The 26,897-nt window shown below is 67.1% G+C and carries 22 protein-coding genes; 11 read left to right on the forward strand and 11 right to left on the reverse strand.

Features of this window, described 5'->3' with window-relative positions:
- Positions 1-171: 171 nt before the first annotated feature.
- Together fxsT and ACFU97_RS33360 are read right to left on the reverse strand one after the other, a co-directional pair.
- A complete protein-coding gene (fxsT, locus tag ACFU97_RS33355) occupies positions 172-2,556 on the reverse strand; it encodes an FxSxx-COOH system tetratricopeptide repeat protein (RefSeq protein ID WP_384264178.1) in 2,385 nt (794 codons plus the stop codon).
- Between the two features lie 36 nt (positions 2,557-2,592).
- Positions 2,593-3,006, reverse strand: a complete 414-nt coding sequence (locus tag ACFU97_RS33360; RefSeq protein WP_384264180.1) for a hypothetical protein — start codon at positions 3,004-3,006, stop codon at positions 2,593-2,595.
- A 480-nt stretch (positions 3,007-3,486) separates the two neighbouring features.
- Between ACFU97_RS33360 and ACFU97_RS33365 the strand changes: the two genes are divergently transcribed.
- Positions 3,487-4,344, forward strand: a complete 858-nt coding sequence (locus ACFU97_RS33365) for a hypothetical protein (RefSeq protein WP_384264181.1) — start codon at positions 3,487-3,489, stop codon at positions 4,342-4,344.
- A gap of 224 nt (positions 4,345-4,568) precedes the next feature.
- On the opposite strand, the gene ACFU97_RS33370 is transcribed toward ACFU97_RS33365, so the two are convergent.
- The 5 genes from ACFU97_RS33370 to ACFU97_RS33390 form a co-directional block, all read right to left on the reverse strand.
- Entirely contained in the window at positions 4,569-5,429 is an 861-nt protein-coding gene (locus ACFU97_RS33370; RefSeq protein WP_384264182.1) for a hypothetical protein, read from the reverse strand.
- 90 nt (positions 5,430-5,519) lie between these two features.
- Positions 5,520-6,482 carry a hypothetical protein gene (locus tag ACFU97_RS33375; protein ID WP_384264184.1) on the reverse strand — a complete coding sequence of 321 codons (963 nt, stop codon included), beginning with the start codon at positions 6,480-6,482 and terminating at the stop codon, positions 5,520-5,522.
- 578 nt (positions 6,483-7,060) lie between these two features.
- Positions 7,061-7,381, reverse strand: a complete 321-nt coding sequence (locus ACFU97_RS33380) for a hypothetical protein (RefSeq protein ID WP_384264185.1) — start codon at positions 7,379-7,381, stop codon at positions 7,061-7,063.
- Positions 7,382-7,385: 4 nt separating this feature from the next.
- Positions 7,386-7,706, reverse strand: a complete 321-nt coding sequence (locus ACFU97_RS33385; RefSeq protein WP_384264186.1) for a hypothetical protein — start codon at positions 7,704-7,706, stop codon at positions 7,386-7,388.
- Positions 7,696-8,256, reverse strand: coding sequence for a bifunctional DNA primase/polymerase (locus ACFU97_RS33390; protein WP_384264188.1), 561 nt, complete (start codon positions 8,254-8,256; stop codon positions 7,696-7,698). The genes ACFU97_RS33385 and ACFU97_RS33390 overlap by 11 nt, the downstream gene beginning before the upstream one ends.
- A gap of 345 nt (positions 8,257-8,601) precedes the next feature.
- Here ACFU97_RS33390 and ACFU97_RS33395 point away from each other — a divergent pair, with 345 nt between their 5' ends.
- Positions 8,602-9,909 (forward strand): hypothetical protein, encoded by a 1,308-nt coding sequence (locus ACFU97_RS33395; RefSeq protein ID WP_384264213.1) that lies wholly within the window; start codon positions 8,602-8,604, stop codon positions 9,907-9,909.
- A 9-nt stretch (positions 9,910-9,918) separates the two neighbouring features.
- Here ACFU97_RS33395 and ACFU97_RS33400 read toward each other — a convergent pair whose 3' ends face one another.
- Entirely contained in the window at positions 9,919-10,845 is a 927-nt protein-coding gene (locus ACFU97_RS33400; protein WP_384264190.1) for a phosphotransferase family protein, read from the reverse strand.
- A 544-nt stretch (positions 10,846-11,389) separates the two neighbouring features.
- Positions 11,390-11,887 carry a DUF3761 domain-containing protein gene (locus ACFU97_RS33405; protein WP_384264192.1) on the reverse strand — a complete coding sequence of 166 codons (498 nt, stop codon included), beginning with the start codon at positions 11,885-11,887 and terminating at the stop codon, positions 11,390-11,392.
- 370 nt (positions 11,888-12,257) lie between these two features.
- On the opposite strand from ACFU97_RS33405, the gene ACFU97_RS33410 reads away from it, so the two are divergent.
- The 5 genes from ACFU97_RS33410 (at position 12,258) to meaB (ending at position 21,259) form a co-directional block, all read left to right on the forward strand.
- Positions 12,258-12,641 (forward strand): hypothetical protein, encoded by a 384-nt coding sequence (locus ACFU97_RS33410; RefSeq protein ID WP_384264194.1) that lies wholly within the window; start codon positions 12,258-12,260, stop codon positions 12,639-12,641.
- A gap of 438 nt (positions 12,642-13,079) precedes the next feature.
- Positions 13,080-16,049 carry an FG-GAP-like repeat-containing protein gene (locus ACFU97_RS33415; RefSeq protein WP_384264196.1) on the forward strand — a complete coding sequence of 990 codons (2,970 nt, stop codon included), beginning with the start codon at positions 13,080-13,082 and terminating at the stop codon, positions 16,047-16,049.
- 226 nt (positions 16,050-16,275) lie between these two features.
- Positions 16,276-18,078: a methylmalonyl-CoA mutase family protein gene (locus ACFU97_RS33420; RefSeq protein ID WP_384264197.1), complete on the forward strand. Its 1,803-nt coding sequence runs from the start codon at positions 16,276-16,278 to the stop codon at positions 18,076-18,078.
- Positions 18,078-20,264, forward strand: a complete 2,187-nt coding sequence (scpA, locus tag ACFU97_RS33425) for a methylmalonyl-CoA mutase (protein ID WP_384264198.1) — start codon at positions 18,078-18,080, stop codon at positions 20,262-20,264. Before ACFU97_RS33420 ends, scpA begins: the two co-directional genes overlap by 1 nt.
- Complete coding sequence (gene meaB, locus ACFU97_RS33430; RefSeq protein WP_384264199.1) at positions 20,261-21,259, forward strand: methylmalonyl Co-A mutase-associated GTPase MeaB; 999 nt, start codon at positions 20,261-20,263, stop codon at positions 21,257-21,259. Before scpA ends, meaB begins: the two co-directional genes overlap by 4 nt.
- A gap of 73 nt (positions 21,260-21,332) precedes the next feature.
- On the opposite strand, the gene ACFU97_RS33435 is transcribed toward meaB, so the two are convergent.
- Complete coding sequence (locus ACFU97_RS33435) at positions 21,333-22,310, reverse strand: Ku protein (protein WP_384264201.1); 978 nt, start codon at positions 22,308-22,310, stop codon at positions 21,333-21,335.
- A gap of 52 nt (positions 22,311-22,362) precedes the next feature.
- Between ACFU97_RS33435 and ligD the strand changes: the two genes are divergently transcribed.
- A complete protein-coding gene (gene ligD / locus ACFU97_RS33440) occupies positions 22,363-23,244 on the forward strand; it encodes a non-homologous end-joining DNA ligase (protein ID WP_384264202.1) in 882 nt (293 codons plus the stop codon).
- A 174-nt stretch (positions 23,245-23,418) separates the two neighbouring features.
- On the opposite strand, the gene ACFU97_RS33445 is transcribed toward ligD, so the two are convergent.
- Positions 23,419-24,222, reverse strand: a complete 804-nt coding sequence (locus ACFU97_RS33445) for a nuclease-related domain-containing protein (RefSeq protein ID WP_384264204.1) — start codon at positions 24,220-24,222, stop codon at positions 23,419-23,421.
- Positions 24,223-24,322: 100 nt separating this feature from the next.
- Between ACFU97_RS33445 and ACFU97_RS33450 the strand changes: the two genes are divergently transcribed.
- From ACFU97_RS33450 to ACFU97_RS33460, 3 genes are all read left to right on the forward strand, one after another.
- A complete protein-coding gene (locus ACFU97_RS33450) occupies positions 24,323-24,829 on the forward strand; it encodes a dual specificity protein phosphatase family protein (protein WP_384264206.1) in 507 nt (168 codons plus the stop codon).
- A gap of 69 nt (positions 24,830-24,898) precedes the next feature.
- Positions 24,899-25,639, forward strand: a complete 741-nt coding sequence (locus tag ACFU97_RS33455; protein ID WP_384264207.1) for a hypothetical protein — start codon at positions 24,899-24,901, stop codon at positions 25,637-25,639.
- Complete coding sequence (locus ACFU97_RS33460) at positions 25,636-26,874, forward strand: ATP-binding protein (RefSeq protein ID WP_384264208.1); 1,239 nt, start codon at positions 25,636-25,638, stop codon at positions 26,872-26,874. Before ACFU97_RS33455 ends, ACFU97_RS33460 begins: the two co-directional genes overlap by 4 nt.
- Positions 26,875-26,897 lie beyond the last annotated feature (23 nt).

The raw sequence follows: 26,897 nt of genomic DNA on the forward strand, positions 1-26,897 counted from the left end.
CCGCTCACCGCGCGGCCCGCCGGCGTCCGTGCCGCGCACACAGCATCAGCCGCCTGCACTAGAGGTCCCAAGTCCTAGTTTACGGCGCAAACCCACGAGTACCCGACACGCCAACAGTTTTGGAGCTCCATCGGCCATTCAAACGAGAGTCACCGAATCGACCTGACCCGCTCAGTCCGTCAATCGAAGCCTCGGAGATCCAATATCAAATTGACCGGCGCCTTTAACAGGCATACCCAATTTCAGATTTTGCAGGTTCACCCTCACAGCACGGGAAACTTCAGGATCGAAATCGGCCACTCTTACACAAAGCGCCATAGCCATTTCAAGCATTTCCGAGGCAGTCCCACTATCCCCGTTCAGCCAGTGCGCAACGGCCAGGTTATTGCGCGCCATTACAGCAGAGTAATCACTCTCACCATGTACAAATTCTTGCCATTCAAGAACTCGACGCAGCAACGGAATTGCCTTCTGCGGCTCCTTCACATCTTGGTACGCGAAAGCCAGAGGCATCCCCTGTTCGATGGTTCGCCAGTCATCGGCGCCGTACACCCGGGTCGCACTTTTTAGATTATCCTCGTAAAGCGGAATGGAGCGCCTACTGTTCTTTGCCATTCTATAGACGTCTCCCAACCTCCTCCTGGCGCCGATAACGTTTGGATCGTCAGGGCCGAAAATCTCTTCCCTCTTGCTGAGTACATGCTTAAGCAAGCGAACTGCTCTCGGGAGATTTTCGATGTCGATGTACGAAATGGCCAAGTTGAACATACTATTCAACGTGCCGACACCGTTATCCCCGTACTTTGCCTTCCTATCTTCAACAACTTTTTCAAGAATTGGGACGGCAAGATGCGGCTTACCCGCTACCCTATACGCACTAGCGAGATTATGCCGAGTCGTCGCAATGGCAGGATCGCCGACAGGGAGTGACTCTTCGCGTTCTTCCAAAGTCTGCTCGAAAAGCGCGATTGCCTCTGTCATCCTGTCAGCATCTTGGTAGGCGCCAGCCAAATTATTCTTCATGCTGAGCGTGAAAGGATCAAGCTTCCCAAATTTGACAATCGAATCCCTGACGAGTTCTTGAAAAGTATCCACCGCCCGGTCATGGTGCCCCAATTCTTGAAGAATTGCCCCACGAATATTTATGCAGGAAAGCACATCAGGTCCGCTTGACTCCTCGCCTTGGTCGCCTTCAGCCATCCGAACGCACCGCTCAATGCACTCTAGTGCCAGTTCAGGCTGATTTTGAGACCTCAAGAATCGAGCTGCATAGTAGAGCACCGTCCGCGCGGGATCTGACGCATTCTCGACAGAGACGAGACTGCTTAGAGCCTCAATATGCGGCACAAGTCTGCGCCAAAGCGGCCAGGAACCGGGAGAGATTTCAGGCTCAAGGTTGAGAACGCTGTAGATCCCTATTGCCGCTCTGACGTGAGGGTGGGAGGCAGAAGTAACTGAAGTCTCTTCCGCTTCCCTGATAACAGCCTGCACTAGCCTATGGATGCTTACAGAATCAGGGGAAAGCGAAATCATGCTATAAGCCGAAAGGAGGCCGAGCGCACTATCGACATCGAACTCGTCCTCCGCGAAGCCATATAGCACTTCCCTCGGGATGTCATCTGGGCCTAGCCAAGCCAGTATTCGAAGAATGGAGATAGCCATGGGGTTTGTACAGTCGATTGACTGCAGAGTTACTTGCCATGTCCTGGCCACCGACACGGAGTTACCGCCAACTCCTACGGTGTATCCCAACGCCTTAGCTGGAATCTTCCGGAGGAGGCTAAGGTAATAACTAAAAGAAACCTGATTGTATTGAACATATGCAGCCGCATGCTCTAGAGCCAGAGGGAGGCACCCAAGCTCCGACGAGAGCTCTCTTTTCTCTTCTTCCTCGCCATGAATTGCGCTCATTCGCGTCAAAAGCTCGACTGAATCGCTATCGCTCAGGACATCAAGGCCGATCTGAAATCCAAAATTATTCCACCCGACTGAAACTCTACTCGTTACAATGTGGTGGCCGTTTGGCGTTTGCCCAATAAGCGCAAAAGCAAGCTGGGGATCTTCTACGTTGTCAAGAATGAGTAGCCACCCAGAGTGGCATTGGAGCCAAGAAGTGGCCCATTCTGAGCTCTCGGCGCTAGTCGATTCTGCAATAGCTAGACGCGGATTCAATCGAAAGCCGAGGGCGGCAAGTCCTGCGGCAACCGAATCGGCGCTCTCGGCGGAAATCCACCAGACTACAGAGTAGTCACTGCGATAAGTATGAGCATAATGAAGCGCAAGAGCTGTCTTCCCTACCCCTCCAAGACCGTGCATGGCTTGAGCAACGACTGCACCTTCATGGGATTCAACAGTCTCTCGCAATTGTCGCAGTTCATGGCCTCGGCCAATAAACAGACTACTGCGAGGTTTTGGGAGGTTATTAGTCCCAGTAGGAGCTGACACGGCGGAGGGCAGAGCGTAATCCCCGGCGCGAAGGACAACGTCGCCGATATGGACCGGTCCGTTAATTTCCTTGGCTGCTACCGATCCAGCACCTTCGGCGGATATGTTCACGAATCTCTGCGGGTCCTGCGCAGTCACATCGCGCCCTTAACTACGCTGATCGCCTGTACTCACGCCGCCGTTAATTGTATAGGCGGCTACAGCTCGGTCCCCTGATGCCACAATGCTAATTCCGCTTCGGTCCATAATTTCACTAATTTCAGAAATCATTTGAGGATCGCTGAGAAGAAGCTTCTTCAGTTGGACGCGGAGAGCCGCCTGCAGATCAGAGTCCTCGGGGTTATCCGACAAATCTTCGATCGCGGAAGTCAGGGCGTTTGCCTCTGTTACCTCTCCAGTGGAGGATCGCCTGAGGAGCTTGTCAAGTAGACGCTGCCCCAGCGAAACAGTTGAATCAGCTGAGAGCTCGGCTGACCGAGTGAGTACTGCTGTTCCATAGGAGGAAACGGCGGCCGTCACATACGGCGCAATCTGCTGACTCAGTACCAGAGCATCGATCATGTTGTTCCCCCTGCGCAGCGCGACTTGGTCACCCACTCTACTGGCTGACCCGACAATCAGGGGGCAGTTGTCTGTGAGGTGGCAAGGCTGCGCCTTAGTCAGCCTTCGCCCCCCAGGCACGACGTGCCCAAGGGCCCATCCGCAGGGCGGCCGTCGCCCCCTGTCTTGGTCAACGACACAGCCGTAGCGTGGCTGAGGCCAGTGGGGGTGCAACGAGGCATACGCGCGCCTGGTGGGCCGGCGCACCCGTCGTCGTGGCTGGCTGTCGTCGGCTGAGGTTCGTGCCACAGCTTCCTGGATCCATTGGGACACGAGCCCGACCATCTGCACGCGCTCGCAAGTTGCGGCTGGTTCGGGCCGATCTAGGGGCCGTGGCCGGCGCCTGGTTGGTGGATGCGTTCAAGCCTCGCAACTCAGTTGACCTGCGCCCTCGTTGCTCCGATCCTGGAACGTTCATCTCTATCAATATGAGGGGCAGCCATGGATGAAGCATGGGTCACCATCGGATCGGTAAACGGTGCAGCACGGCTCGACCTGAAGCGGGTGCAGGGCTCCAGCGGCCTCGGCGTCATGCAGCTCCAGTTCCACATCGCAGCGTTCTGCGTGGAGGAGCAAGCGCTCGGACGGGCGATGTGGTTGGAGGGGAAGTTGTACGCCGACGGCCTTGGTGGGTCTAGCGGGTACATCGGACGGCTTGCCGTGGATGATTCGCCGGTCACCTTGTTCAAGGTCGGGGCATCCACATCGTTCATGTTGGTTGCCGACCTCGACCACCGCCAGCTCCAGATCATCGAGGAGCGTAGGACAGGAACGATCAAGTTCCGGTTGTACCTGACTGGGACGACGATGCGGGATGGTCGCCTCGAACGCATCGGCGTGGGCAACTTTGAGCACGAGGTCACCCAAAGTACCTGGGCTGCTGTCCTTGAACAGATGCAGTACCGCCGTCTCCTCCTGATCGAGCTGGACGCGCCAGACGCTGGACGCTCGTCCGAGTTCAAGGAGGCCCTCGACTACTACCGCGCCGCCGAGAAGCACTATCTCAACCAGGAATGGCGCTTGACGGTGGAGAGTCTCCGTCAGACCCTCGCGGCGCTCGTCGGTAAGAAGGTCGACGAGCAGGACGAGGCTGCCGACGTTGAAACGGCGGCCAAGACGCTGCGCAAGGAGTCCAACAAGGCGAACGTTGGCTACGCGCCGCGTGCCGAACAGGTACGACGCGCCCTCAAGTTCACAACCGATCTCGGCGCGCACCCGGAGGTTGCTGAGACCACCAAGGCCGACGCCTACTCTACCCTCCTGATGGTTGGTGGGTTGCTGCACGGGTGGCAGCGTTGACTCTCACATTCTCCCCGCGGTGATCATGGTCGCCTGAGTCGTCCGCGGGCCATGGCTCTCTATTTCGCCGTCATGCAGTGACCAGAGACGACAGCATTAACGCGCCCGCCCCGTGCAGTGTGGGCGCGTTCGTTCTAGGGGTCGTAGCCGGCGGGAGTGGAGAAGGATCGGCAACAGTTCCTGTCTATATCAACTGTAGAAGGTCGAGGCGACATCGAACGTATCTAGGCTCTGCCGTGCTCGTTGATTGACGCACTCGGATCGGTAGAGGGCACCCGATCAACCTTGAAGATCGCCATCGGCAGCCGCACTGCCCAGCGGTTACCGCTATCCCCCGTGCCTGAGTACAGCACGAGACCCTTGTCTTGTAGCTCCTGAAGAAGTTCGTTAATGCCTCGCTGTGCGTCCCGCACGCCAGATCGCGATATCTCTACGTCCTCGGAGATCTCAAGCCAGTCGATGAACGTCTGAATGACACCGTCGATGAGGTCTTGCTCATCATCGGTGCAGTCGTCAGGCTCGACCGGCGGCATCCATGCCTGAGACGCCGAGAGGATCGGCCACAGGTCACGCCCCGTCTTCATGTGGCGGAGGAAGACGACATCGAACTCTGGCTCGTCCACCGTGATGACGTCGATGATCCGATCGACCTGCTCCCGCTTGAGCTTGCTGATCTCAGCAGCGAGCGTCTTTAGTCCCCATACCTCGATGGTGACGCCTCGGTACCGAAGGCGAAGCTCGTTGTCGATGAACTGGTCAACCTCGCCCGGCAAGGTGTCGTTGGTAAGGAAGCGCCACACCCTCACCTCGCGGTGCTCCTGGAGACAGCCCTCCAGGTCACTGCGGATCTTCGCCTTGGTCTTGTCGATCCGCTCGCCGCGTGTGGCGTGCGCTGCAAAAAAGACGCGTGCCTTCGGGCAGTAGCCGTCGTTCTTGGCATCGCCCTTTGGCCCGGCTGCTCGCACGGGTTGGTAGTCGTCGGGGTACAGCTCCAGACCGAGCCGATCCATGCAGTCCTGGAAGGCGTTGCCCTCCAGCCGAAGGAGTTGCCCCTCCACGAGCTTGCGCAGCGAGTTCTGATCCACGGCAGCCATTACCGCACAGCCCGGACGGGCTGCGCAGCTAGCTTGCGCGGATCAAGTGGTCGTGGCCGGTGTGGGGTTGATCTTTTCATCCTATGCGTCAGTCTGCTGTACCAGTTCGTCGCGTCGGACGAGGCGCGGGCTCGACTTCCCACGCTTGCTGGCGGAAGGGCGCGGCTTGGCATGCGCCGTTACCAGGTACACCGTCACACCCTCCACATGGAGCCTCGGCGGCCACGGCTTCGTCTCTTCATCATTGGGCCACTGAAGACCCTGGTCACTCAGATTAAAGATGACGAGATAGGCAACGTCTTTTCCGTAGTTGTGCGCATAGCTGACGGCTTGCTGGAACCCCTTGGCGATGTAAGGCACTCCGTATGAGCGGTCTGGGTCATAGAGCTTCACTTCACAGACGAGTGGATCGTCACCCTCAAGACCACTCACAATGTCGGCTTGACCCGATGCCGACTTCGGTTGCGAGAACGGGTAGTCGACGCCTTGATCAAAAAGGAACTTGCGAAGGTACTGGTCGTACAGATCTTCGCCATGCTTTGTCGCGACCTTGTACTTGTCGAACAGCTCTGCTTGATCGAACCATTCTAGGCGCCGCGTGAAGCGCTCAAGCATGTAAAGGATCTCACTCGCCGAACCGATCTGCTCTTGCAGGTACTCAACGAAGGGCTCAATCGCCTTCTCCGTCATCTCCCGAAACATCGTGTTGTAGTTGCTATCGGTAGAGAAGTATGTGACATGCTGAGTGGGATCCTCTTCTGTCACCCATCTCGTAATCAAGCGCCACGTAACCTTAGCTCGACCAACCTCCGATTCAGGCCAGTCGTAGTGCCCCCGACGGACGAAATGATCTTCCACCCATTTGTCTGAGTCCAACTCGGGAAGATCCTGCGCGACCCTTTCCGCGATCGCTCGAAGGGCTGGCGACTTTTGAATGAAATCATAGAAATACTTGATCTCACGGTCATAGACCTTGTAGTCCGCCTTATAGAGGCGACGGTATCTCTCTTGGAGTTTGACCTGAAGGTCGCGTTCGTAGCGCATCAGAACAATCCTTTGAGGGTGTTAGCTAGCTCCTGCATCGCAAGGTCTACTTCCTCGAACGCTCCAAACATGGAGCCGTCGGCATCAACCAAGCGGATTCGAGCTCGACAACATGGGCAGTATCGATATGCCTGTACGCGGGCATCAAGAAGCTGAATCTCGACCTCGTACGCGCATCGAGGACACGGGAAATAAATGAGGCTGGAGAGAATCTCAAAGGACAGCTTCACCCGCGGTATCATACCAGAAAGGAAACTTTTGCATCCTCCAGTTCGTTAGATGGCCGACGGTAGTCTCCGCCTGGCCGCTGGCAGCTGTATTCGCTGGACTGTCCTTTGCGGCCGTTCGTAGGCTACGGGCGCCGTTCTGATTGCTGCTCCGCCCTGTTGGGATGTGGGGCGTGCGGCACCAACCCGGGCCGAGGCAGCACCGGTCCAGACATTCGTAAAGGTGAACGCCAGAAGCAACCGCAAATGACCACAGCTTCGCAGGCTGACAGCCCTGCCATTCGTCCGGGCTGCGGCGCTGGGGCGCCGGTCCCGGCCGAGCGGCAGGGCAACTGACCGCCGAGGAGCAGTTCAAGCCGCAGGTGCTTCCCGGGGAGGGGACAGGGGCCCGTCTGTCGTCGCGTCACGCGATTCCGCGGCCAGTCCGGCCGTAATAAGCGTCGCCAGCAATTCTGCCGCGCCAGGGCGAACGGTCCCGATCTGCACCAACCCGTCACCGAAGACGTTCACGTCGGCCGCCAGGCCGGGGAAGTCGGAGTCCAGCCCGAGCAGCACGAGCTGATCAGCCAGGGCGCCGGCGCTTCGCCGTGCGCGGTTCCAGCCGCGTACGTAGGGCACGCCAGGAGACAGGTTCTCCGCTCGTTTGGCTACCACTCTGCGCCGGTCGGTCATGACTTCAGGTCCTTCCCTTGTGTTCTTCGGCGATGGTCGATGCGTGATCGTCGTCGCTATGGTCTCGGCCGTATCCGCTCGCCAGTGCCAGGCGCAGAAGCTCTGCCATGCGCTCGGCCGTGGCCGGGGACACTCGGCCCAGTTCGACGAGGCCGTGACCGAATGCGTTCAAGTCCGCGCGCAGGTAGGGAAAGTCCTTCTCCAAGCCGGCGCGAACGAGGACGTCTCGCAATGCGGTAGTGGCGTTTCGGGCCGCGTACCAACCGTCGCTGTCGAGAGGCGACCACGCGGCAGCGTCGCGCCCGTCGGTCGGCTCATCCGGCATCCGTGTTCGTCTCCTCGGGGAGGGCGGCGACCGCCGCGTAGGGCGTCGGGTACTGCTCGTCGAAGCGGTCGATCCTTGCCAGGAGTTCCGCGGAGGCGACCAGTGCAGTGGCGAGGGCGACGGGGCGCAGCGGGTTGGCTTCCGGTCGACGCGTAGGGGCGCGCAGCCACTGATAGCGGTCATCAGAGAGCGGGATGGGGCCGGGTACGACGACAGCGCAGTCGTGGCTCAGGTACCGGTATGGCGGTGGCGATGATGTTTCGCGTTCGAGGTAGTGCGTGAAAGTCTCGCGGCTCTGCGAGCAGAGGAAGAACCCGACTCGCTGCGCCTTGCGGTCGACGACCGTCGGTCCGAACGGCATCGCACTTCGCAGAAGGCGGTCGAACATCTCCATCCCGAGGCGCTGTTCCACGCTCACCACGTCGAAGTAGCGGCCGGTCGGCAGCAGGCAGGGCCTTCGGGGATCGTCTGCCCAAACCTGTCGGCACTCAGCGGGGTTGTCCGCCGCCGCCGACAGCCACTCCATGCCCCTCCTGGTCATCCTCTGCACGTCAACTCACCTCGGTCGAGACTCAGTTGCGGCCGCAATGCCGCCCTGTGTCCAGACTCGGGGTCGCCACCCTGGCTAGGGCAGATGACGAAAGGTGACGGGGGATGACGCGTCACGCTTGGACGCGTCATCCCCCGTCACGGATCAACAACCCTCGATCTCCGGTTACTTGCAGCGCGCAGTGAAGAACAGCGCGTACATTCGGTCGTGAGGCCAAAGAGTCGTGCGCCCCAGAAATCGCACCCGTACTCAGGTGGGGAGGGAACGGTCACGTCTTCGCTGGAGCCGATCAGCGTTCGCTTACGACAAGCCCGTCTGGGCCGCGGCTGGAGTCAGCCGCGGTTGGTGCGCGAGTTGCGTCAGGTTGCGCTCCGCCGCGGCCACCACCTTCCCTCGGACGCCAGCGTCAAGCGGCGTATCGCCAGTTGGGAGAACGGCCACAGCACGCCGGATGACTTCTACGGCCCGTTGCTGTGCGAGGTGTACGACCTCAGTGCCTCCGAGTTGGGACTGAACTACGAGGGCGAGCGGGACACGGGACTCTTGGACGCCAGCTATCCGGCGAGCCCCGAAGGAGCGATCGATACAGTCGGGCAGCTGTGGCGCGCCGATCTCAACCGGTACGAGCCCCTGTTGCAGGCCGAGCCCTCCGAGCCCGCGTGGAACGAAGCCTCGCTCCGTTGGTTGGTCGCACCCGAGCCGGCCATTCCTCGGCAGCGCCGAGACGGAATGCGCGTCGGTTTCGGAGACGTGGCCGCCATCAAGACCACCGCGGACATGTTCGCCGAGTTGGACGACCGTTTCGGTGGTGACCACGCTCGGCACGCTGCCGTCCAGTACCTCAGCACGGAAGTGAGCCCGCTCCTGCGCGGCCAGTACAGCGAGCAGGTCGGGCGGGCCCTGTTCTCCACCGTGGCGGAAGCAACTCTCCTGGCCGGATGGATGTCGTACGACGCCTGCCGTCACGGCCTGGCACAGCGGTACTTCCTCCAGGCTCTCCGGTTGGCCCAGGACGCCAACGACCGTCGTCTCGCCGGAAGCATCCTGTCAGCTATGAGCCATCAGGCGACGTTCCTCGGTCGCTACACGCAGGCTGCGACGCTCGCCCGCGCAGCTCTTATGGGCATCTCCCCCGTGGCCACTCCGACGCTGCGCGCCCAGTTCCACGCCATGGAGGCCCGCGCTCTTGCCCGCACCGGCGACGTACGGGCCTGCGAAGCCGCCCTGACCGCAGCCACGAAAGCACTGGAGAGCAGGAACAACGACGACGAGCCCGAGTGGATCAGCTACTTCGACGAAGCTGAACTCGCTGCTGAGGCCGCCCACTGCTTCCGCGACGTCAACAGCGCCCGAAAGGCCGTAGCCCACGCCGAAAACGCCATGAGTGGCAGCCACGTGCGGAGCGACTTCTTCGCGACCATGGTGTTGGCCGACGCTCACCTACGCGCTGGCGACGTCGAGGAAGCCTGCCGTGTCGCCCTCGATGCGCTCGACCTGGGCGAGCAACTCAAATCTGCTCGCTGCATCAGCTACCTTGCCGAGTTCCGGCAGAACCTTGCAGGTGTCGGCAGCAACAAGGACGTACAGACCTTCACCGATCAGGTCAGAGACCACAGACTGTGGCTCGCCTCTGGCGATCACGTCGGTTCTTGAAACGCCCGGTCAGAACGGGCCCCATTCCTTTCGGCCCTCACCAGTGCGAAGGGACCCCACTCGCCGAGCGAACTCGGCGGCAGCCCGGTCGCTGCTCGTGACCTGGTGACCGAGCCAGGCAACCATCATCAGTTCACGCAGGTCTGCGAGAGTCTCGTACCCGGGCCAGTTCATCAGATCGAAGCCGTACCGGTGCACGAACTCTGCGTACTCCGCCTTGGTGTGCCAGGCGTACCGCTCATAGAACATCGCTGTCTGGACTAGGTCCCACTCGCGTGGCGCCAGAGCGAAGCCGTCCAGGTCGATGAGCACCGCGTGCCCGTGCCGGTGACGGAGGATGTTTCCGATGCTGGCATCCCCGTGGATCATGCCGAAGGGAAGGACGAAGTCCAGCCGGTCGTAGTCCTTACCTAGGCTCGATGCTCGCTCGTCCAGGAACGTTCGGTCTTCCGCCGAGATACCGTCCAGCCCCTCAAGGGATGCCGCCACCTTGGCCAGCGGGTCGAAGTACGGCAGGCGCAAAGACTCAGGTTCTTCGAGCCAGTGCAAGCGGCGGAGAAGATCGGCAAGTTCCCCGACCGTCGCGTACTCCTCGCGCTCCTGGACGCTCTCCCAGAAGGTCACCACCAAGCCGCCGACGACGAGTGGTTGAGCGACAGCCGCCGGCACGCGCATGGCCGGGAAGTCCTGCGTCTCAAGCCACCGGGCCACGCTCACGGCCCGCTCCATCTCGGAGAGCACCGACTGATCACGGGCGACGCGGACGATGATCGGTAAGGAGGTCAGACGGTAGACCGCGTTCGAGCCGAGCCGCAGCAACTCGGCGCCGCGGGAGTCGAGTCCGACCGTCGCGCACGCCTCCCGGAGGACAGGCTCCAGGCCCTCCGCCGTGAACTCCGCGCCGCCGTCCGCTCCCCCGCTGCTGCCCGAGATCATGTTTCGACCATACGGGCCGGACCGACCGCCCGACAGGCCGCCCACGTAATAGGGGCGTAATGATCTTGATCTACAGAGATCATGACCACCCCTCACCCGCAGGTCAGCGCCCCAAAAGAGCAACGGTCTCTGATGGGCTCCGGAGCCGTGTGCGCAGGTTCGAATCCTGCCGGGGGCACCCTGCATGAGGTGCCCAAAGACCCCGTCACCAGCGGAAACGCTGAGGCCGGGGTCTTCGCGTATCTGCAGCCGTGTGCGGGTGTGTGCGGTCCGATGCGGCCGCATGCCAGGGGCTGGGGCGGGACGTGAACGGCGTCTTGAGACGTTCCGCCGGTGACACCTCGCGAGTGGCGCGACCTTGAATCTCGATCCGTTGTGGCCGACCTGATCACCAAGCATGTGCCTGGCGCGCAGACCTTGGCCTCGCCCCGGGGGTCCAGGCACGACGCGTGGACCCTCGGGAGGCTCAAGAACGATCTTTCCCAGTCAGCCGGGCAACCCGCCCCGTACTCATCTCAGCCGGAGCACCGACCGCAGACGTTGCTCACCGGTAGAACACGGCCACGCCGCCGTGATGCGAGCAGGCTCCCTGGTGGTGCGCCGCGTACGAGTACGTGCCGTCGTTGCACAGAGCCGTGGCGCCGCCGCCCGCGGAGCTGGAGCCACCCGACGTGCTGGAACCGCCGCTGGACGACGAGCCGCCGGACGTCGAACTGCCGCCCGCTCCCGACCCCGCCGCCGCGGCGTGCGCGGTGACGGTCACCTTCACCTTGACCGTCTTCGTCACGGTCGGCGCGGGCTTCGGCTTCGCGGTCTCCGTCACCGTGGCCGTTGCCGTGACCGTCGGCCGCGCCTTCTCGTTGGCCACCGTCTTCGTCGCGTTCGAGTTCTGGCCGTCGGCGCCGGCGCTGCCCGCGCCGATGGCGAACGCGAGGGTCAGGGCGGGCAGTACGACTCGCTTGCGGGCCCACTTGGGTGCGCGACGCGCGGCCGGCGGTCCCGGCGGAGGCTGGAACGGCGGCTGGGGCTGGTAGTGGCTCATGGGATCCCCCCGAGTGAGTACGTGAGGGGCGAAACTATCTGCGCGAGACCGTCGATTGTGAGGGATTGGTGAAGGTGGTGATTGAGTTGTAATGCCGCAACTCCCAACCACCCCTACAGACCGCCACTGCCGCAAACCCGGTGCCTCAGGCCCGGTACCTCAGGCCCGGTACCTCAGGCCCGGCGCCTCAAGCCCGGTGCCTCAGCTGTAACCCCGCGCCGACTGGTCCCTGGACGGCTCCGCGACTCTCGCGTGCGCCGCACATCGAGGCGGCCGCCCCGCCCAACTCCCCCGTCAGCAAAGTGCGGTCGACGGTGTCTCTCGTGCCGTAAATGCGGAATCGTCTACTCCCGCACCCCCGGGGCAAGCGGTGTTCATGATGTTGGCGCGTTCGCTTCCCGATGATCCGACCGAGTGGTGGATCTTTTTGGGCACGTTCGTTCTGTACGTGCTGGCCCGTTGGTTCTTTGCCTGGCAGCAGGCTCGACGTGAGGGGGACAGTCATCCGGTGCGCGCCGCGTTGGCCGAGGAGGACGATGCCGAGGGGAGGACGGCGGCGTCGATGGGCGGCTTTCGCTCCTACCGTCAGTTCTTCGGCTTCGTCGGCAGTGGCCTCGCCGTGGTCCTCGTCGCCACGCTGACAGACGGCCGGCTGCGCGTCGCGCTGCTGTGGGTCATCATCCCTCTGCTGGTCATCGCCCTGTCCTACCTGGACTTCTGGCAGGCACGTAAGGCGCGTTCAAGGACCGTGTAGCGGGCGGGTCCCAGGTGGTGCCGCCCGGCGGTGCCCCACGTACGCGGTCACCAGCCGCTGTCGTCGCCTCCCTGGATCTCCGCTCCCCGACTCCCGCCCTTCCGGCTCCCGCTCCCCGACTCCCGCCCTTCCGGCTCCCGCTCCCCGACTCCCGCCCTTCCGGCTCCCGTTCCCGCCCTTCCGCTCCCCCGACTCCCGCCCTCCCGACCCCATAGGTCATGCGCAAGTAAAATGCTATGCTCCGCCCACTTGCCCGGGGGGGTATCCGCACGTCAGACGTGTCGTGGGTTCGTGGACCCGCGGCTCTGTGGTGTGCGCGTGTGCGTCGGTCTCCAGGGCTCTACTACCGTCCTGGAGAGGTTCTGTATGGGCAGACGTGTGCTCGTTCGAGGTGTTGCCGCCGTTTCCCTCACGTGCGCGCTCGGTCTCGGTTCGCTGATGGTCGGGAGTGCGCAAGGGGAGACCGTCGCCGGTGAGGTGGTCGTGCCGGCCACCACCGCCATGGTTCCTCGGACGACGCTGCTGAGTGCGGGGCCCTCGGGGTTCCTCCGCTACGAGGAGGGACGGGGGCAGCTGTGGACGACGTACGACGGTGTCGACACCGTCGTCGACGCGGCGGGATCGGGCGCGTACGCGGTCACGAGTTCCGGTGCGGGCTCGGATGTCGTCGCCCAGTACGACAGCTCCGGCAGGACCGTGACGCTGCGGGACATGACGTCCGGTCAGGTGCGTCATCTTGAACTTCCCGACGGGCAGCTGTACTTCAGCACCCTCGGGTCGAGGGTCGTCACGATGACGGGCCCCCCGGGCGACGGCGTGTGGCACGTGCTGGAGGTGCGGGACGACGGCTCCGTCTCCGACCGCACGGTGGACGGTGTTCCCTCCGGTGTCTACCTGGAGGCCCCCGCCGGGCTCGGCGACGCGGACGGGCAGGTGGTGCAGTACCGCAAGGGCGACGACGAGGTGACCGGGTGGCTCGACACCGCTCAGGCGCACTTCACCGCTCTGCCGTACGGCACGCTGCCGTGGTACGACATGATCGCGCTCAGCGCCACCCACCTGGTGTGGTGCTACGACGGTGTCCTGCACGTCGCCTCCCGGCAGCACCCGGACGCCCCCGTGCGCACCGTGCCGGTCGGCGACATCCAGCAGGTGATGGGCATGGTCGGTGACACCGTGATCGTGGCCCGCTACGACTCCTCCCTCGGCAGCCGCGAGGTCGCCCGCGCGGTCTCGCGGGTGGAGGCGGTCCCGCTCGACGGCTCCGCGCCGCGGACGCTGATGGCCCGGACGTCGGTGCGGGCCATGCCGACCCCGGACGGCGGGCTCCTGGTGCCGGGCGGCGCCGACACCGAGCACTGGGGCGTCTCGCTCGTCGAGGCCAAGGAGGACGGCGGGGTGACCGTGCGGCGGATCGCCGACGCGTACCCCACGCGCACCACCCACACTGTCTCCCAACTGACGCTCCGACAGGGCCGGTTGACCACCGTCGAGCAGGACCCCGTGGGTGACTGGTCGTATCTCCACACGCGGGAGATCGGCGTTGCCGACTCGCCCACGGCGGGGGCCCGCACCACCCGCGGTCGGGTCCCGATGGAGAACTACCCGGAGGGCCGCCCGCGGTTCCTCGACACCGGTGACGGGCGGACGGTCGTCTCCGGCTACGGCACGAGCGCCGGCCAGCAGCCACAGCTCCTCGCCGCCGACCGGTCGCTGCCCGGCACCCGGATCGACAGCTCCCGCACCTACCAGACGGCGTCCGCCGCGGGCGGCCGCTTCGCCGCCCTGACCCGGCCGTACGACAGTGCCGGCAAGGCGGAGACGCGGGTCGTCGACCTCGACACCGGGCTCACGGTCTACACGACGACCGCGTCCGTGCGGGCGATCTGGGGCACCACCCTGTGGGTGATGTCCGGCAACGACACCGTGGTCCCCGTCGACCTGCCGACCGGGCGGGAGGGCGAGCCGGTGTGGTTCGGGCGTGGCTGCCTGCTCAACGACTTCCAGGCGGTGGGCCGTTGGCTGCTGTGGAACTGCGTGATGGGCTCGGAGGGCCTGGGCGTCTACGACACCGCCACCGGTCGGAACCTGACGCTCGTATCGGGCTCCGACTGGAATCAGGCGCGGCTCGGCGACGGCTTCGTCGCGACGTCGGAGGCCGGGCAGCTGAAGGTGATCGACGTGCGCGGCGGGACGCCCGTGGCGCACACCGCCGGGGCGTTCGAGGGGAACGCCTGGGACGTCGACCCGTACACCGGCGTGATCGCCCAGCTCCGCTCCGACAACAGCATCCGGCTGACCTCCAGCGGTGTCCCCGTCTCCGCGCTCGCCCAGCGTGACGCCACCGTCGCCGCCTCGGCCGACGTCAAGGGCGGCGCCGCGCCGTGGAGCCCGAAGTGGTGGCTGAACAAGCCCGCCGCCTCCTGGAAGCTCGTGCTCGCGAACAGGGCCGGTACGACCGTGCGCACGCTCTACGGCGGCCTGGCCCGCGGGGTGGTGAGCCCGGCCTGGAACGGCAAGGACGACTCCGGCCGGCTGGTGCCCAACGGCGCCTACACCTGGAAGCTGACCGTCACGCCGGCGGACGGTGAGGGCGCGGCGCTGGCGCGGACGGGCTCGGTGAAGGTCACCGGAGCCGCTGCGGCCCCGCGCGACTTCGTCGGCTCGGACGGCTTCGGCGAGCTGCTGACGCTCAACGGCTCGGGCGGGCTGACGTACCAGTACGGGACGGGGCAGGGCACGTTCACCGGGAAGCGAACCGGCTCCGGGTGGCCGACGACGGTGAAGGCGGTGCCGTTCGGCGACCTGAGCGGCGACCGGTGCAACGACGTGCTCGTGCGGTTCACCAGCGGTGCGCTGCGCGCGTACCGGCCCGCGTGCACGGCGGCGGTGACGCCGTCCACGGCGTACACCTCGCTGGGCACGGGCTGGAACCAGTACGACGTGCTGACCTCGCCCGGCGACGTCAGCGGTGACGGCCGGGCCGACCTGGTCGCCCGTCAGTCCTCGACCGGTGACGTCTACCTCTACAAGGCGACCAGCACGGGCAAGCTCGCCACCAGGGTGAAGATCGCCTCCAAGTGGACGTACAAGAAGGTCGTGGGGGCGGGCGACCTCAACGGCGACGGTCACGGCGACCTGCTGGCGCAGGACAGGTCGAACGAGCTGTGGCGCTACGACGGCACCGGGAGCGGCACGTTCCGGGCCCGGGTCAAGGTGTTCGCCGACTGGGGCGCGTCGTACAACGTGATCGTGGGGGTGGGCGACATCACCGGCGACGGCCGGGCCGACCTGGTCTCCCGCGACACCTCCGGCACGCTCTGGCGCAACGCAGGCAACGGCAAGGGCTCCTTCGGCAGCCGTACGAAGATCGCCACCGGCTGGCAGGGGTACAAGGGCCTGTTCTGAGCCGGTCCCGCAACGGACGGCCGCCTCAGGCCCGGGCCTCCGGCGGCCGCCACGGCTCCGGGCCAGGCGACCGTCACGGCCTCCGGCCCGGCGGCCGCCACCCCGCCGGGCCGGCCCCCGCCACCTGCCTCGAAGGCCCCGGAGACCCAGGTCACAACCCGCAGGAGAACAAGGTCACAGCCCTTCCCTCTGCTGCTCCTTTAGCGCTCTGGCCTAGCATCCGAGCATGACGGTCCTGCCTGACGACGGGCTCTCGCTGGCCGCCGAGTTCCCTGACGCAACCCACGAGCAGTGGCAGCACCTGGTGGCGGGTGTGCTGCGCAAGTCGGGCAAGGACGTCTCGGGTACGGCCGCGGAAGATGCTCTGTCCACTGCCCTGGAGGACGGGTTGCGTACCCGTCCCCTCTACACCGCGCGCGACGCCGCGCCCGATGCCGGTCTGCCCGGGTTCGCCCCGTACGTGCGCGGCGGTCGCCCCGAGGGCGGCACCGCCGGTGGCTGGGACCTGCGGCAGCGGCACACGACGGCCTCCGACGGTCTCGTGCTCGCGGACCTGGAGAACGGGGTCACCTCGCTCTGGCTGGTCCTCGGCGAGGGCGGCATCCCGGTGTCGGAGCTCGGGCGGGTCCTCGACGGCGTCTATCTCGATCTCGCCCCGGTCGCTCTCGACGCGGGGAGTGAAACCCCTTCCGCCGCACTGGAGTTGCTGCGGATCTACGAGGAGCGCGGTGTCCCCGCGGACGCCGTGCGCGGCACCCTCGGTGCCGATCCGCTCGGCCACGAGGCCCGCACCGGGAAGGGCTACGCGTTCGCCGACGTCGTCCCGCTCGCGCGGCTCTGCTCCGAGCGGCACCCGGGGCTCCGCGCCCTGACCGTGGACGCGCTGCCCTACCACGAGGCCGGCGGCTCCGCCGCGCAGGAGCTCGGCTGCTCACTGGCGACCGCCGTCGCCTGTCTGCGTGAGCTGACCGCGGCCGGGCTGAGCGCCGAACAGGCCGCCGCCCAGCTGGAGTTCCGCTACGCCGCCACCGCGGACCAGTTCCTGACCATCGCCAAGCTGCGCGCCGCGCGCCGGCTGTGGGCGCGGGTGACCGAGGTGTGCGGGGCGCCGAGTGCGCAGGTGCAGCACGCCGTCACCTCGCCGGTGATGATGACCCGCCGCGACCCCTGGGTGAACATGCTGCGGACGACGATCGCCACGCTGGCCGCCGGCGTCGGCGGCGCCGACGCGGTGACCGTGCTGCCCTTCGACGACGCGCTGGGGCTGCCCGACGCGTTCGCGCGGCGCATCGCCCGCAACACGTCGACGATCCTCATCGAGGAGTCGCACCTGGCCCGGGTGATCGACCCGGCGGGCGGCTCCTGGTACGTGGAGCGGCTGACGGACGAACTCGCCCACGCCGGCTGGGAGTTCTTCCAGCGGATCGAGCAGGCGGGCGGCCAGGCCGCCGCGTTGCGTTCCGGGCAGATCGAGCGGGACCTGGCCGAGACCTGGCAGGCCCGTACCGGCAAGCTCGCCAAGCGGCGCGAACCGGTCACCGGAGTCAGCGAGTTCCCGTTCCTCGCCGAGCAGGCCGTCGTACGGGAGCCCGCTCCCGAACCGCGGTCGGGCGGTCTTCCGCGGGTGCGCCGCGACGAGGCGTACGAGGCGCTGCGCGCCCGGTCCGACGCCCATCTCGCCGCCACCGGGTCCCGGCCGCGGATCTTCCTGGCGGCGCTCGGCCCGGCCGCCGCGCACACCGCGCGCCTCACCTTCGCCTCGAACCTCTTCCAGGCCGGCGGCATCGAGGCCGTGGCGGAGGGCACGTTCGAGGAGAGCGGCGCCACCGAGGTCTGCCTGTGCTCCAGCGACGCGCTGTACGAGGAGCAGGCCGCGGCCGTGGCCGCCGGGTTCCGGTCGGCGGGCGCCGGGCACGTGTTCCTCGCGGGCCGGCCCGGGGCGTACGCCGATGTCGACAGTTACGTCTTCGCGGGCTGCGACGCCGTCGCCGTGCTGTCCGCCGCCCTCGACCGCATGGGAGTGTCCTGATGTCCGTCCCTTCCATCCCCGACTTCTCCGGGATCGAGCTGGGGACCCCGGCTGCCGCCGGCGGCGGCGTGGACGAGTGGCACGCGGCCGTCAAGCAGGCCACGGGCGGCGAGGAGCCGCTGTGGGAGACGCCCGAGGGCATCGCGGTCAAGCCGCTGTACACCGGGCGTGACCTGGAGGGCCTGGACTTCCTCGGCACGTACCCGGGCATGGCGCCGTATCTGCGCGGGCCGTACCCGACGATGTACGTCAACCAGCCGTGGACCATCCGGCAGTACGCGGGCTTCTCGACGGCCGAGGAGTCCAACGCCTTCTACCGGCGCAATCTGGCGGCCGGTCAGAAGGGTCTGTCGGTCGCCTTCGACCTGCCCACGCACCGGGGTTACGACAGCGACCACCCGCGGGTGACGGGCGACGTCGGCATGGCGGGCGTCGCCATCGACTCGATCTACGACATGCGCCAGCTCTTCGACGGCATCCCGCTGGACCGGATGACCGTGTCGATGACGATGAACGGCGCCGTGCTGCCGGTGCTCGCGCTCTACATCGTGGCAGCCGAGGAACAGGGCGTACCGCCCGAGAAGCTGGCCGGGACCATCCAGAACGACATCCTCAAGGAGTTCATGGTCCGCAACACCTACATCTACCCGCCGAAGCCGTCGATGCGGATCATCTCCGACATCTTCGCCTTCACCTCGCAGCGGATGCCGCGCTACAACTCCATCTCCATCTCCGGATATCACATCCAGGAGGCCGGTGCGACGGCCGACCTGGAGCTGGCGTACACGCTCGCGGACGGGGTGGAGTACATCCGCGCGGGCCGTGAAGCCGGCCTGGACGTGGACGCGTTCGCGCCGCGGCTGTCGTTCTTCTGGGCGATCGGCATGAACTTCTTCATGGAGGTCGCCAAGCTGCGGGCGGCGCGGCTGCTGTGGGCGAAGCTGGTGAAGCAGTTCGACCCGAAGAACACCAAGTCCCTTTCGCTGCGCACCCATTCGCAGACCTCGGGCTGGTCGCTGACCGCGCAGGACGTGTTCAACAACGTCACGCGGACGTGTGTCGAGGCGATGGCGGCCACCCAGGGCCACACGCAGTCGCTGCACACCAACGCCCTCGACGAGGCGCTCGCGCTGCCCACCGACTTCTCCGCCCGGATCGCGCGCAACACGCAGCTGCTGATCCAGCAGGAGTCGGGCACGACGCGGGTCATCGACCCGTGGGGCGGCAGCGCCTACGTGGAGAAGCTGACGTACGACCTCGCGCGCAAGGCCTGGCAGCACATCCAGGAGGTCGAGCAGGCGGGCGGCATGGCCAAGGCGATCGACGCCGGCATCCCCAAGCTGCGCATCGAGGAGGCCGCGGCCCGCACCCAGGCGCGGATCGACTCCGGGCGGCAGCCGGTCATCGGCGTCAACAAGTATCGCGTCGACAGCGACGAGCAGATCGAGGTGCTCAAGGTCGACAACTCCTCCGTACGGGCGCAGCAGATCGAGAAGCTGCGGCGGCTGCGGGCGGAGCGGGACGAGACGGCGTGCCGGGACGCGCTGGACGCGCTGACGCGGGCCGCCGACGGCCAGGGCAACCTGCTGGAGCTGGCGGTGAACGCCGCCCGCGCCAAGGCCACCGTCGGGGAGATCTCGGACGCGCTCGAGAAGGTGTACGGCCGGCATGCGAGCCAGATCCGTACCATCACGGGCGTGTACCGCAACGAAGCCGGGGAGTCGCCGTCCGTGGACCGTACCCGAGCCCTGGTCTCCGCCTTCGAGGAGGCCGAGGGGCGCCGTCCGCGCATCCTGGTCGCCAAGATGGGCCAGGACGGCCACGACCGCGGCCAGAAGGTGATCGCCACCGCCTTCGCCGACCTCGGCTTCGACGTGGACGTCGGCCCGCTGTTCCAGACGCCCGGTGAGGTGGCGCGGCAGGCCGTCGAGGCGGACGTGCACATCGTCGGGGTGTCGTCGCTGGCCGCCGGGCATCTCACGCTGGTGCCGGCGCTGCGCGACGCACTCGCCGAGGAGGGGCGCGAGGACATCATGATCGTGGTGGGCGGGGTGATCCCACCGCAGGACGTGCCCACGCTGCTGGAGATGGGCGCGGCGGCCGTCTTCCCGCCCGGGACGGTGATCCCGGACGCGGCCCACGATCTCGTACGGCGGCTGGCGGACGGACTCGGGCACGAGCTGTGATCGAACTCGACGCGTATGTGAAGGGTGTGCTCGACGGGAAGCGGGCGATCGTCGCGCGCGCCATCACGCTCGTCGAGTCCACCCGGCCCCAACACCGGGCGCTGGCGCAGCAGTTGCTGACCGAGCTGCTGCCGTACAGCGGGAAGGCGCGGCGGATCGGTGTCAGCGGGGTGCCGGGGGTCGGGAAGTCGACCTTCATCGACGCGTTCGGCACGATGCTGACGGGGCTCGGGCACCGGGTCGCGGTCCTGGCCGTGGACCCGTCCTCCACCCGCACCGGCGGCTCCATCCTCGGCGACAAGACGAGGATGGAACGCCTGGCCGTGGACCCCGCGGCCTTCATCCGCCCCTCCCCCACCGCCGGGACGCTCGGCGGGGTGGCCAAGGCGACGCGCGAGTCGATCGTCGTGATGGAGGCGGCCGGCTACGACGTGGTCCTGGTGGAGACGGTCGGTGTCGGGCAGTCGGAGACCGCGGTCGCCAACATGGTCGACACCTTCCTGCTGTTGACGCTGGCGCGCACGGGTGATCAGTTGCAGGGCATCAAGAAGGGTGTCCTGGAACTGGCCGACGTGATCGCCGTGAACAAGGCGGACGGACCGCACGAGCGCGATGCCCGGGCCGCCGCGCGGGAGTTGGCGGGCGCGCTGCGGCTGATGCACGGCAAGGACGCGGCGTGGACTCCACCGGTCCTGCACTGCAGCGCGCGCGAGTCGACCGGCCTCGACACCGTCTGGGACCGCGTCGAGCAGCACCGCACCCTCCTCGACACCACGGGCCGCCTCACCGCCAAGCGCCGCGACCAGCAGGTCGACTGGACCTGGACCATGGTCCACGACGAACTCCTCGAGCGCCTCCACAACGCCCCCTCCGTACGCGCCCTGACCCCGACCCTCGAACACCAGGTCAGAAACGGCGAACTGACGGCGACGCTGGCGGCGGAGAGGATTCTGGGGGCGTTTCGGGGGGATGAGGGGGGCGGGGGAACAACCTGAGGGCGGCGCTGCCGGACCGCCGGAAAGGTGGCTCCGGCTGCTCGTCCGCCGCCGACGCACGTGAACTCGGTTGTCAGGCCGAGCGCTTGCGTGATGTTGATTTCTTGGCCGTCGTCTTCTTCGCCGTCGTTTTCTTCGCGGCCGTCTTCTTCGTGGTCCGGGCGGACTTCGCCGTCGTCTTCTTCGCCGCGGTCTTCTTCGCCGCCGACTTCTTCGCCGTCTTCTGTGGGAGGCGTCTGACCTCGGCCTCCTTCGCGGCGGATTCGCCGCGGGACTCCTTCGCCGCCTTGACGCTGTTCTCCAGCGCCGCCATGAGGTCGAGGACCTTGCCGCCCTTGGCCGGTTCGGGCGACTCCGGCGGCGCCTCGCCGGCGGCCTTCGCCGCCACGACCTCCTCCAGGGCCTCGCGGTACTCGTCGTGGAGTTCCTCGAGGTCGATCTCGCCCAGGGTGTCCATCAGGGCGTCCGCGAGGTCGAGTTCCTTGTCGTTGACGCCGACGTCCGTCTCGGGGGCGACGCCCTCGGGGGTGCGTACCTCGTCCGGCCACAGCAGGCCGTGCATGGCGATGGCGTCGCCGACCACGCGCAGCATGCCCAGGCGCTCCTTGCCCCGCAGGGCGAACTTCGCGATGGCCACCTTGTTGCTGCGCTTGAGCGCCTCCCGCAGCAGGATGTACGGCTTGGCCGCAGGCGCGCCCCCCGCCGCGAGGTAGTACGCCGCGTCCATCTGGAGCGGGTCGATGCGGTCCGCCGGCACGAAGGCCACGATCTCGATCGTCCGGGCGGTGGGCAGCGGCAGATGGGACAGGTCCTCGTCCGTGATCGGGATGATCGTGCCGTCCGCGTCCTCGTACCCCTTGCCGATCTCCGCCCCGCTCACCTCCTTCTCCTCCAGCTCGCAGAACTTGCGGTAGCGGATGCGGCCGCCGTCCTCCACATGGATCTGGCGGAAGGAGATGGAGTGGTTCTCGGTGGCGTTCACGAGCTTGATCGGGATGCTGACCAGGCCGAACGAGATGGCGCCGTTCCATATGGATCGCACGTGCAGCACCCTTTCGGTCGGTTTACACCATCCTTGGCGATTTGCGTGAGATTCTCATCGTATGACGCCGATCACGGAGGTGGAGGGGAGGCGCCTCGCGCTCAGCAACCTGGAGAAGGTGCTGTATCCCGCCACCGGATTCACCAAGGGTGAGCTGCTGCACTACTACGCCACCACCGCCGAGGTCCTCCTGCCGCACCTGCGGGATCGGCCGGTTTCGTTCCTGCGGTACCCCGACGGGCCGGACGGCCAGGTCTTCTTCACCAAGAACGTTCCGCCGGGTACGCCCGACTGGGTCACCACCGCCGAGGTGCCGCGTTCGGAGGGGCCGGCGCGGATGGTGCTCGTACAGGATCTGCCGAGCCTGATGTGGGCGGCCAACCTCGTCACGGAGTTCCACACCCACCAGTGGGTCGTCGGGGACCCGGGGGTCGCCGACCGGATCGTCTTCGACCTGGACCCCGGCGCACCCGCCGACGTCGTCGACTGCTGCCGGGTCGCCCTCTGGCTGCGCGAGCGCCTCGCGGCCGACGGGATCCAGGCCTACGCCAAGACCTCCGGCTCCAAGGGGCTGCATCTGCTCGCGGCCGTGCGGCCGACGCCGTCCGAGCAGGTCAGCGAGTACGCCAAGAGTCTCGCAGTGGAGGCGGAGCGCGCCCTGCCCCATCTCGTCCTGCACCGGATGACGCGCAGCCTGCGGCCCGGCAAGGTGTTCGTCGACTGGAGCCAGAACGCGGCCCGCAAGACCACGGCCACGCCCTACACCCTGCGCGCCCGGAGCGAACCCACCGTCTCCGCACCGGTGACCTGGAGCGAGGTCGAGGAGTGCGCGACCCCAACACAACTCACCTTCCAGGCCCCGGACATCGCCCCCCGCGTACAGGACTACGGCGACCTGCTGTCCCCCCTGCTCGACACGGACGACGCAGGCGCCATTCCCTGACCCGGCGAATCAGCCCGCCACGACCCCGCCCCGCACGGCTCAGACCAGCGCGAGCCAGCGCCTGCGGCTCAGCCCCGCGTGGATCGGCCGCAAGGCGGCTCGGACCGATGCGGCTCAGCACCCACGCAGCTCAGACCGACGCGGGCCAAACCCACCCGGGTCACCCCCACACCCTTAGACCCGCCGCCAGGTCCTCCGGTCCCGGGCCATCGCGTGGAGGGCCTCCACGTCTGCCGGTTTCAGGACGCCGCCGAGGCGGGTCAGGCCCGGGAGGTCCGTGTCTCGGAGGACGCGGACCTCGCGGAGCGGGGCCGGGACCGAGACCTCGGCGGGTTCCGTGAGGGCCAGGACCGGGTGGACCTCGGCCGTCAACGCGTAGGACGCGCGGTCCGCGTCGGCGCGGACGCGGCGCAGCAGCGGCTCCGGCTCGCGGCGGCCCAGCGTGACCATCGGGTTCGCGACCGTCACCCGCTGCTTGCGGGCGTACAGCGTGTGGACCGCGTAGAGGCCGCCGGGGCCGATCGCCAGATGGTGGATGTGGTCGCCACCCGGCAGCGGCACCGAGTGCAGCACGTGCCAGCCGGCGCCGTCCAGGGCGTCCAGGGCCTCGCCGACCGCCTGCTGCGCCGCGAGCGCCTTGCGGCGCGGGTCCGGGCGCAGCCGGTGCGCCGGGCCCGGTTCCCGGTCCAGGGCGACCAGCAGCGCCTCGCCGGGCCGGTTGGGCGCCAGGTCGTCGTCCGGGTGGAGGGAGAGCCGGGCCAGCTCGGCCGGGGTCGGCACCGGCGGCGGGCCGACCGTCACCGGGCCGGTGAGGAAGGGGCCCAGCGCTTTGAGCACGCCGTCCTCCTCGCCCTCGCTGAGCAGGTTGACCCGCGCGGCCTCGCGGTCGTACCAGGCGATGTTCCGCCCGTCCGTGTGGCAAACGTAGAGCCGCTCCTGGCCGTGCCGCCAGGACGGTATGACTCGCAGTCCGGTCATTGCGCCATCACCCCTGACCATGGGAACAGGCGGGGTGCTCCCCAGGCAAGAAGACGGCTACCTTTGGGAGGAGTTGGGAGGGGGACTTGGGGAGGCGTTGTTGCGTACCCGCAGGAAGCAGCCCGACGTACCGGCTCCGGACAGTCCATGGAGCGAGATAGTGCCCGGTCTGTGGATGGGCGGGCACCAGTTCAGGAACCGCACGGGCGATCTGGAGTTCGCGGTCGTGCGGGACGAGTTCGATCTCGTGCAGACCCTGCTGAGACTGCCCGGACACGGGCCCGACCCCGGGGTGGAGCACCATGTCTGGGCGATCCCGGACGGGCCGCTGGACGGCACGCAGCTCGCGGGCGTGATGCGTCTGGCACAGGCCGCGAGCGAGGCACTGGACGAGGGCCGCAAGGTCCTCGTCCGCTGTTACCACGGCTACAACCGGTCGGGGCTGGTGATCGCGCACGCCCTGGTGCACCGCGGGCACTCCGCCGAGCAGGCGATCCGGCTGATCCGGTCCCGTCGCTCGCCGTGGGCGCTGCACAACGACCTGTTCGTGGAGTATCTGCGGGCGGGCCTGCCGACGGCCCGGCTGCTGGAGGAGCTGGCCGAGTAGCGAGGTAATCGTTTCGCCGGACGAATAGGGTGGACCGGGTCACCGATCGTTCCCAGCCACAGGAGAACAGTGCTCCGCTTCCGCGCCGCACGCACCGCGCTCGCCGTCGCCGTTCTCGGCGCCCTGGCGGCGGGCTGCGGCGACGCGGGAGAACTGAAGGGCGCGGGGCAGGCCCCGACCGCGACCAGCCCGGCCAAGCTGTGGCCGAGTCTGACGCCCGCGGCCAGCCCGGCCTGGAAGTACGACAACGGCGACGCCGAGACCATGAAGGGCGTGACGGCCCCCGGCGGCGACCTGCGCAGGCTGGACCCGGCGGTGCTCGTGCGGGCGGAGATCGCCCAGCACCCGGACGACTATGCCGGCTCGAAGGCGCCGTACCGCCAGACCGTGCGCCGGATGGCCTACTGCGGCAAGGAGCCGGCGGATGCCAGGTGCCCGCTGCTCAAGCCGTACTACCGCGACATCACCGGCGACGGCCGCCCCGACCTCACGCTGGGCTTCCGGCTGCTGCCCGGCAACCAGACGGCGGTGCGCGTCTACACCGTCCAGGGCGGACGGGTGATCCAGGTGATGTCCAACAACGACGCCGTCAGCGGGGTCGAGCTGGCCGGGCGCTCCGTGATCATCCACGCGCCGTCCGACCTGTCTGACTACGAGTACCGCTTCCAGTGGACCTGGGACCCCGATCAGCGGGTCATGCTGCTCACGCACGACGAGATGCTGCACATCGGCAAGCGCGTACGGCCGTCGAATCCGTCGGCGGCGCCCTCCGCGACCCCCTCCCCCGCCTCCCCCTCGGCCACCCCATGACGCGGCTCGGGCTCCCCCAGTGGGCCGGCACGCTCGCCGTGAAGGCCGCCGTCTTCATCACCGTGATGTGCTGCGCGCTCGCCGCGATGCTCGGCGTGCTCGTGCACGTGTCGGTCACCAACCAGACCGTCGGCCAGGCCCGCAGGCTCGCGCTGTCGCGGCTGGCGGACGCGACGAAGGCGTACGAGGCCGGGGACACGCTGCTGCCGGGCACCGGCGTCGATCCGCCGGGGCTGCCGAGGGCGCTGCGGGCGCTGGCGGTGGCCGGAAAGCGCGGCACGATGGTCTCCGACCTGCGCGGGCATCCCACGATGTGGGCGGCGGGTCCCGCGGACCGGAACCGGGCGCTGGCCGTCCAGGTCGACTACGCGCAGCAGTCCCGGACGATCGCCGGGCTCGACCGGGCGATCCTGTGGTCCTCGGGCCTGGCGATCGGGGTGACGCTGCTGGTGGGCGCGTTCTCGGTGACCCGGGTGACCCGGCGGCTGCACGCCACGGCGCAGGTGGCCCGGCGGATCAGCGCGGGCGACCTGGACGCGCGCGTCGACGATCCCCGGACCAAGGATCCGACGCACCCCCAGGACGAGGTGGCCGCGGTCGCCGCCGCGCTGGACTCCATGGCGGCCTCGCTCCAGGGCAAGCTGCTGAGCGAGCAGCGGTTCACCGCGGACGTGGCGCACGAGCTGCGCACCCCGCTGACCGGGCTGCACGCGGCGGCCGAGCTGCTGCCGCCGGGGCGGCCGACGGAGCTGGTGCAGGACCGGGTGGCCGCGCTGCGCACGCTCACCGAGGACCTGCTGGAGATCTCGCGGCTGGACACCGGCCGGGAACGGCTGGAACTCGACGCGGAGGAACTGGGCGCGCTGGCGGCCCGGGTGGTCCGCGCGTCCGGCACCGACACCTCGGTCGTCGTCCGCAGGGACGCCCGGGTGGAGACGGACCGGCGGCGCCTGGAGCGGGTGCTGGGCAACCTGGTCGCGAACGCGCACAAGCACGGGCGCGCGCCCGTGTCCCTGACCGTCGACGGCCCGGTGGTGACCGTGCGGGACCACGGGGACGGCTATCCGGACTACCTCGTCGAGCACGGCCCGCAGCGGTTCCGCACCGAGGGTGGCGCGAAGGGGCACGGCCTCGGCCTGACCATCGCCGCCGGCCAGGCGGAGGTCCTGGGCGCACGGCTGGAGTTCGCGAACGCGGTGAACGGCGGAGCCGTCGCCACGCTGACGCTCCGCTAGGGGCGGGCGGGAGAGCTCGGCAC

The organism is Streptomyces sp. NPDC057616 (assembly GCF_042800575.1).
Classification (GTDB): Bacteria; Actinomycetota; Actinomycetes; order Streptomycetales; family Streptomycetaceae; genus Streptomyces.

Excerpts from the sequence above, each read along its gene's own strand:
- ACFU97_RS33360 (WP_384264180.1), bottom strand. The coding sequence starts at position 3,006 with ATGATCGATGCTCTGGTACTGAGTCAGCAGATTGCGCCGTATGTGACG.
- ACFU97_RS33365 (WP_384264181.1), top strand. The coding sequence starts at position 3,487 with ATGGATGAAGCATGGGTCACCATCGGATCGGTAAACGGTGCAGCACGG.
- ACFU97_RS33375 (WP_384264184.1), bottom strand. The coding sequence starts at position 6,482 with ATGCGCTACGAACGCGACCTTCAGGTCAAACTCCAAGAGAGATACCGT.
- ACFU97_RS33380 (WP_384264185.1), bottom strand. The coding sequence starts at position 7,381 with ATGACCGACCGGCGCAGAGTGGTAGCCAAACGAGCGGAGAACCTGTCT.
- ACFU97_RS33385 (WP_384264186.1), bottom strand. The coding sequence starts at position 7,706 with ATGCCGGATGAGCCGACCGACGGGCGCGACGCTGCCGCGTGGTCGCCT.
- ACFU97_RS33400 (WP_384264190.1), bottom strand. The coding sequence starts at position 10,845 with ATGATCTCGGGCAGCAGCGGGGGAGCGGACGGCGGCGCGGAGTTCACG.
- ACFU97_RS33405 (WP_384264192.1), bottom strand. The coding sequence starts at position 11,887 with ATGAGCCACTACCAGCCCCAGCCGCCGTTCCAGCCTCCGCCGGGACCG.
- ACFU97_RS33415 (WP_384264196.1), top strand. The coding sequence starts at position 13,080 with ATGGTCGGGAGTGCGCAAGGGGAGACCGTCGCCGGTGAGGTGGTCGTG.
- ACFU97_RS33420 (WP_384264197.1), top strand. The coding sequence starts at position 16,276 with ATGACGGTCCTGCCTGACGACGGGCTCTCGCTGGCCGCCGAGTTCCCT.
- scpA (WP_384264198.1), top strand. The coding sequence starts at position 18,078 with ATGTCCGTCCCTTCCATCCCCGACTTCTCCGGGATCGAGCTGGGGACC.
- ligD (WP_384264202.1), top strand. The coding sequence starts at position 22,363 with ATGACGCCGATCACGGAGGTGGAGGGGAGGCGCCTCGCGCTCAGCAAC.
- ACFU97_RS33445 (WP_384264204.1), bottom strand. The coding sequence starts at position 24,222 with ATGACCGGACTGCGAGTCATACCGTCCTGGCGGCACGGCCAGGAGCGG.
- ACFU97_RS33460 (WP_384264208.1), top strand. The coding sequence starts at position 25,636 with ATGACGCGGCTCGGGCTCCCCCAGTGGGCCGGCACGCTCGCCGTGAAG.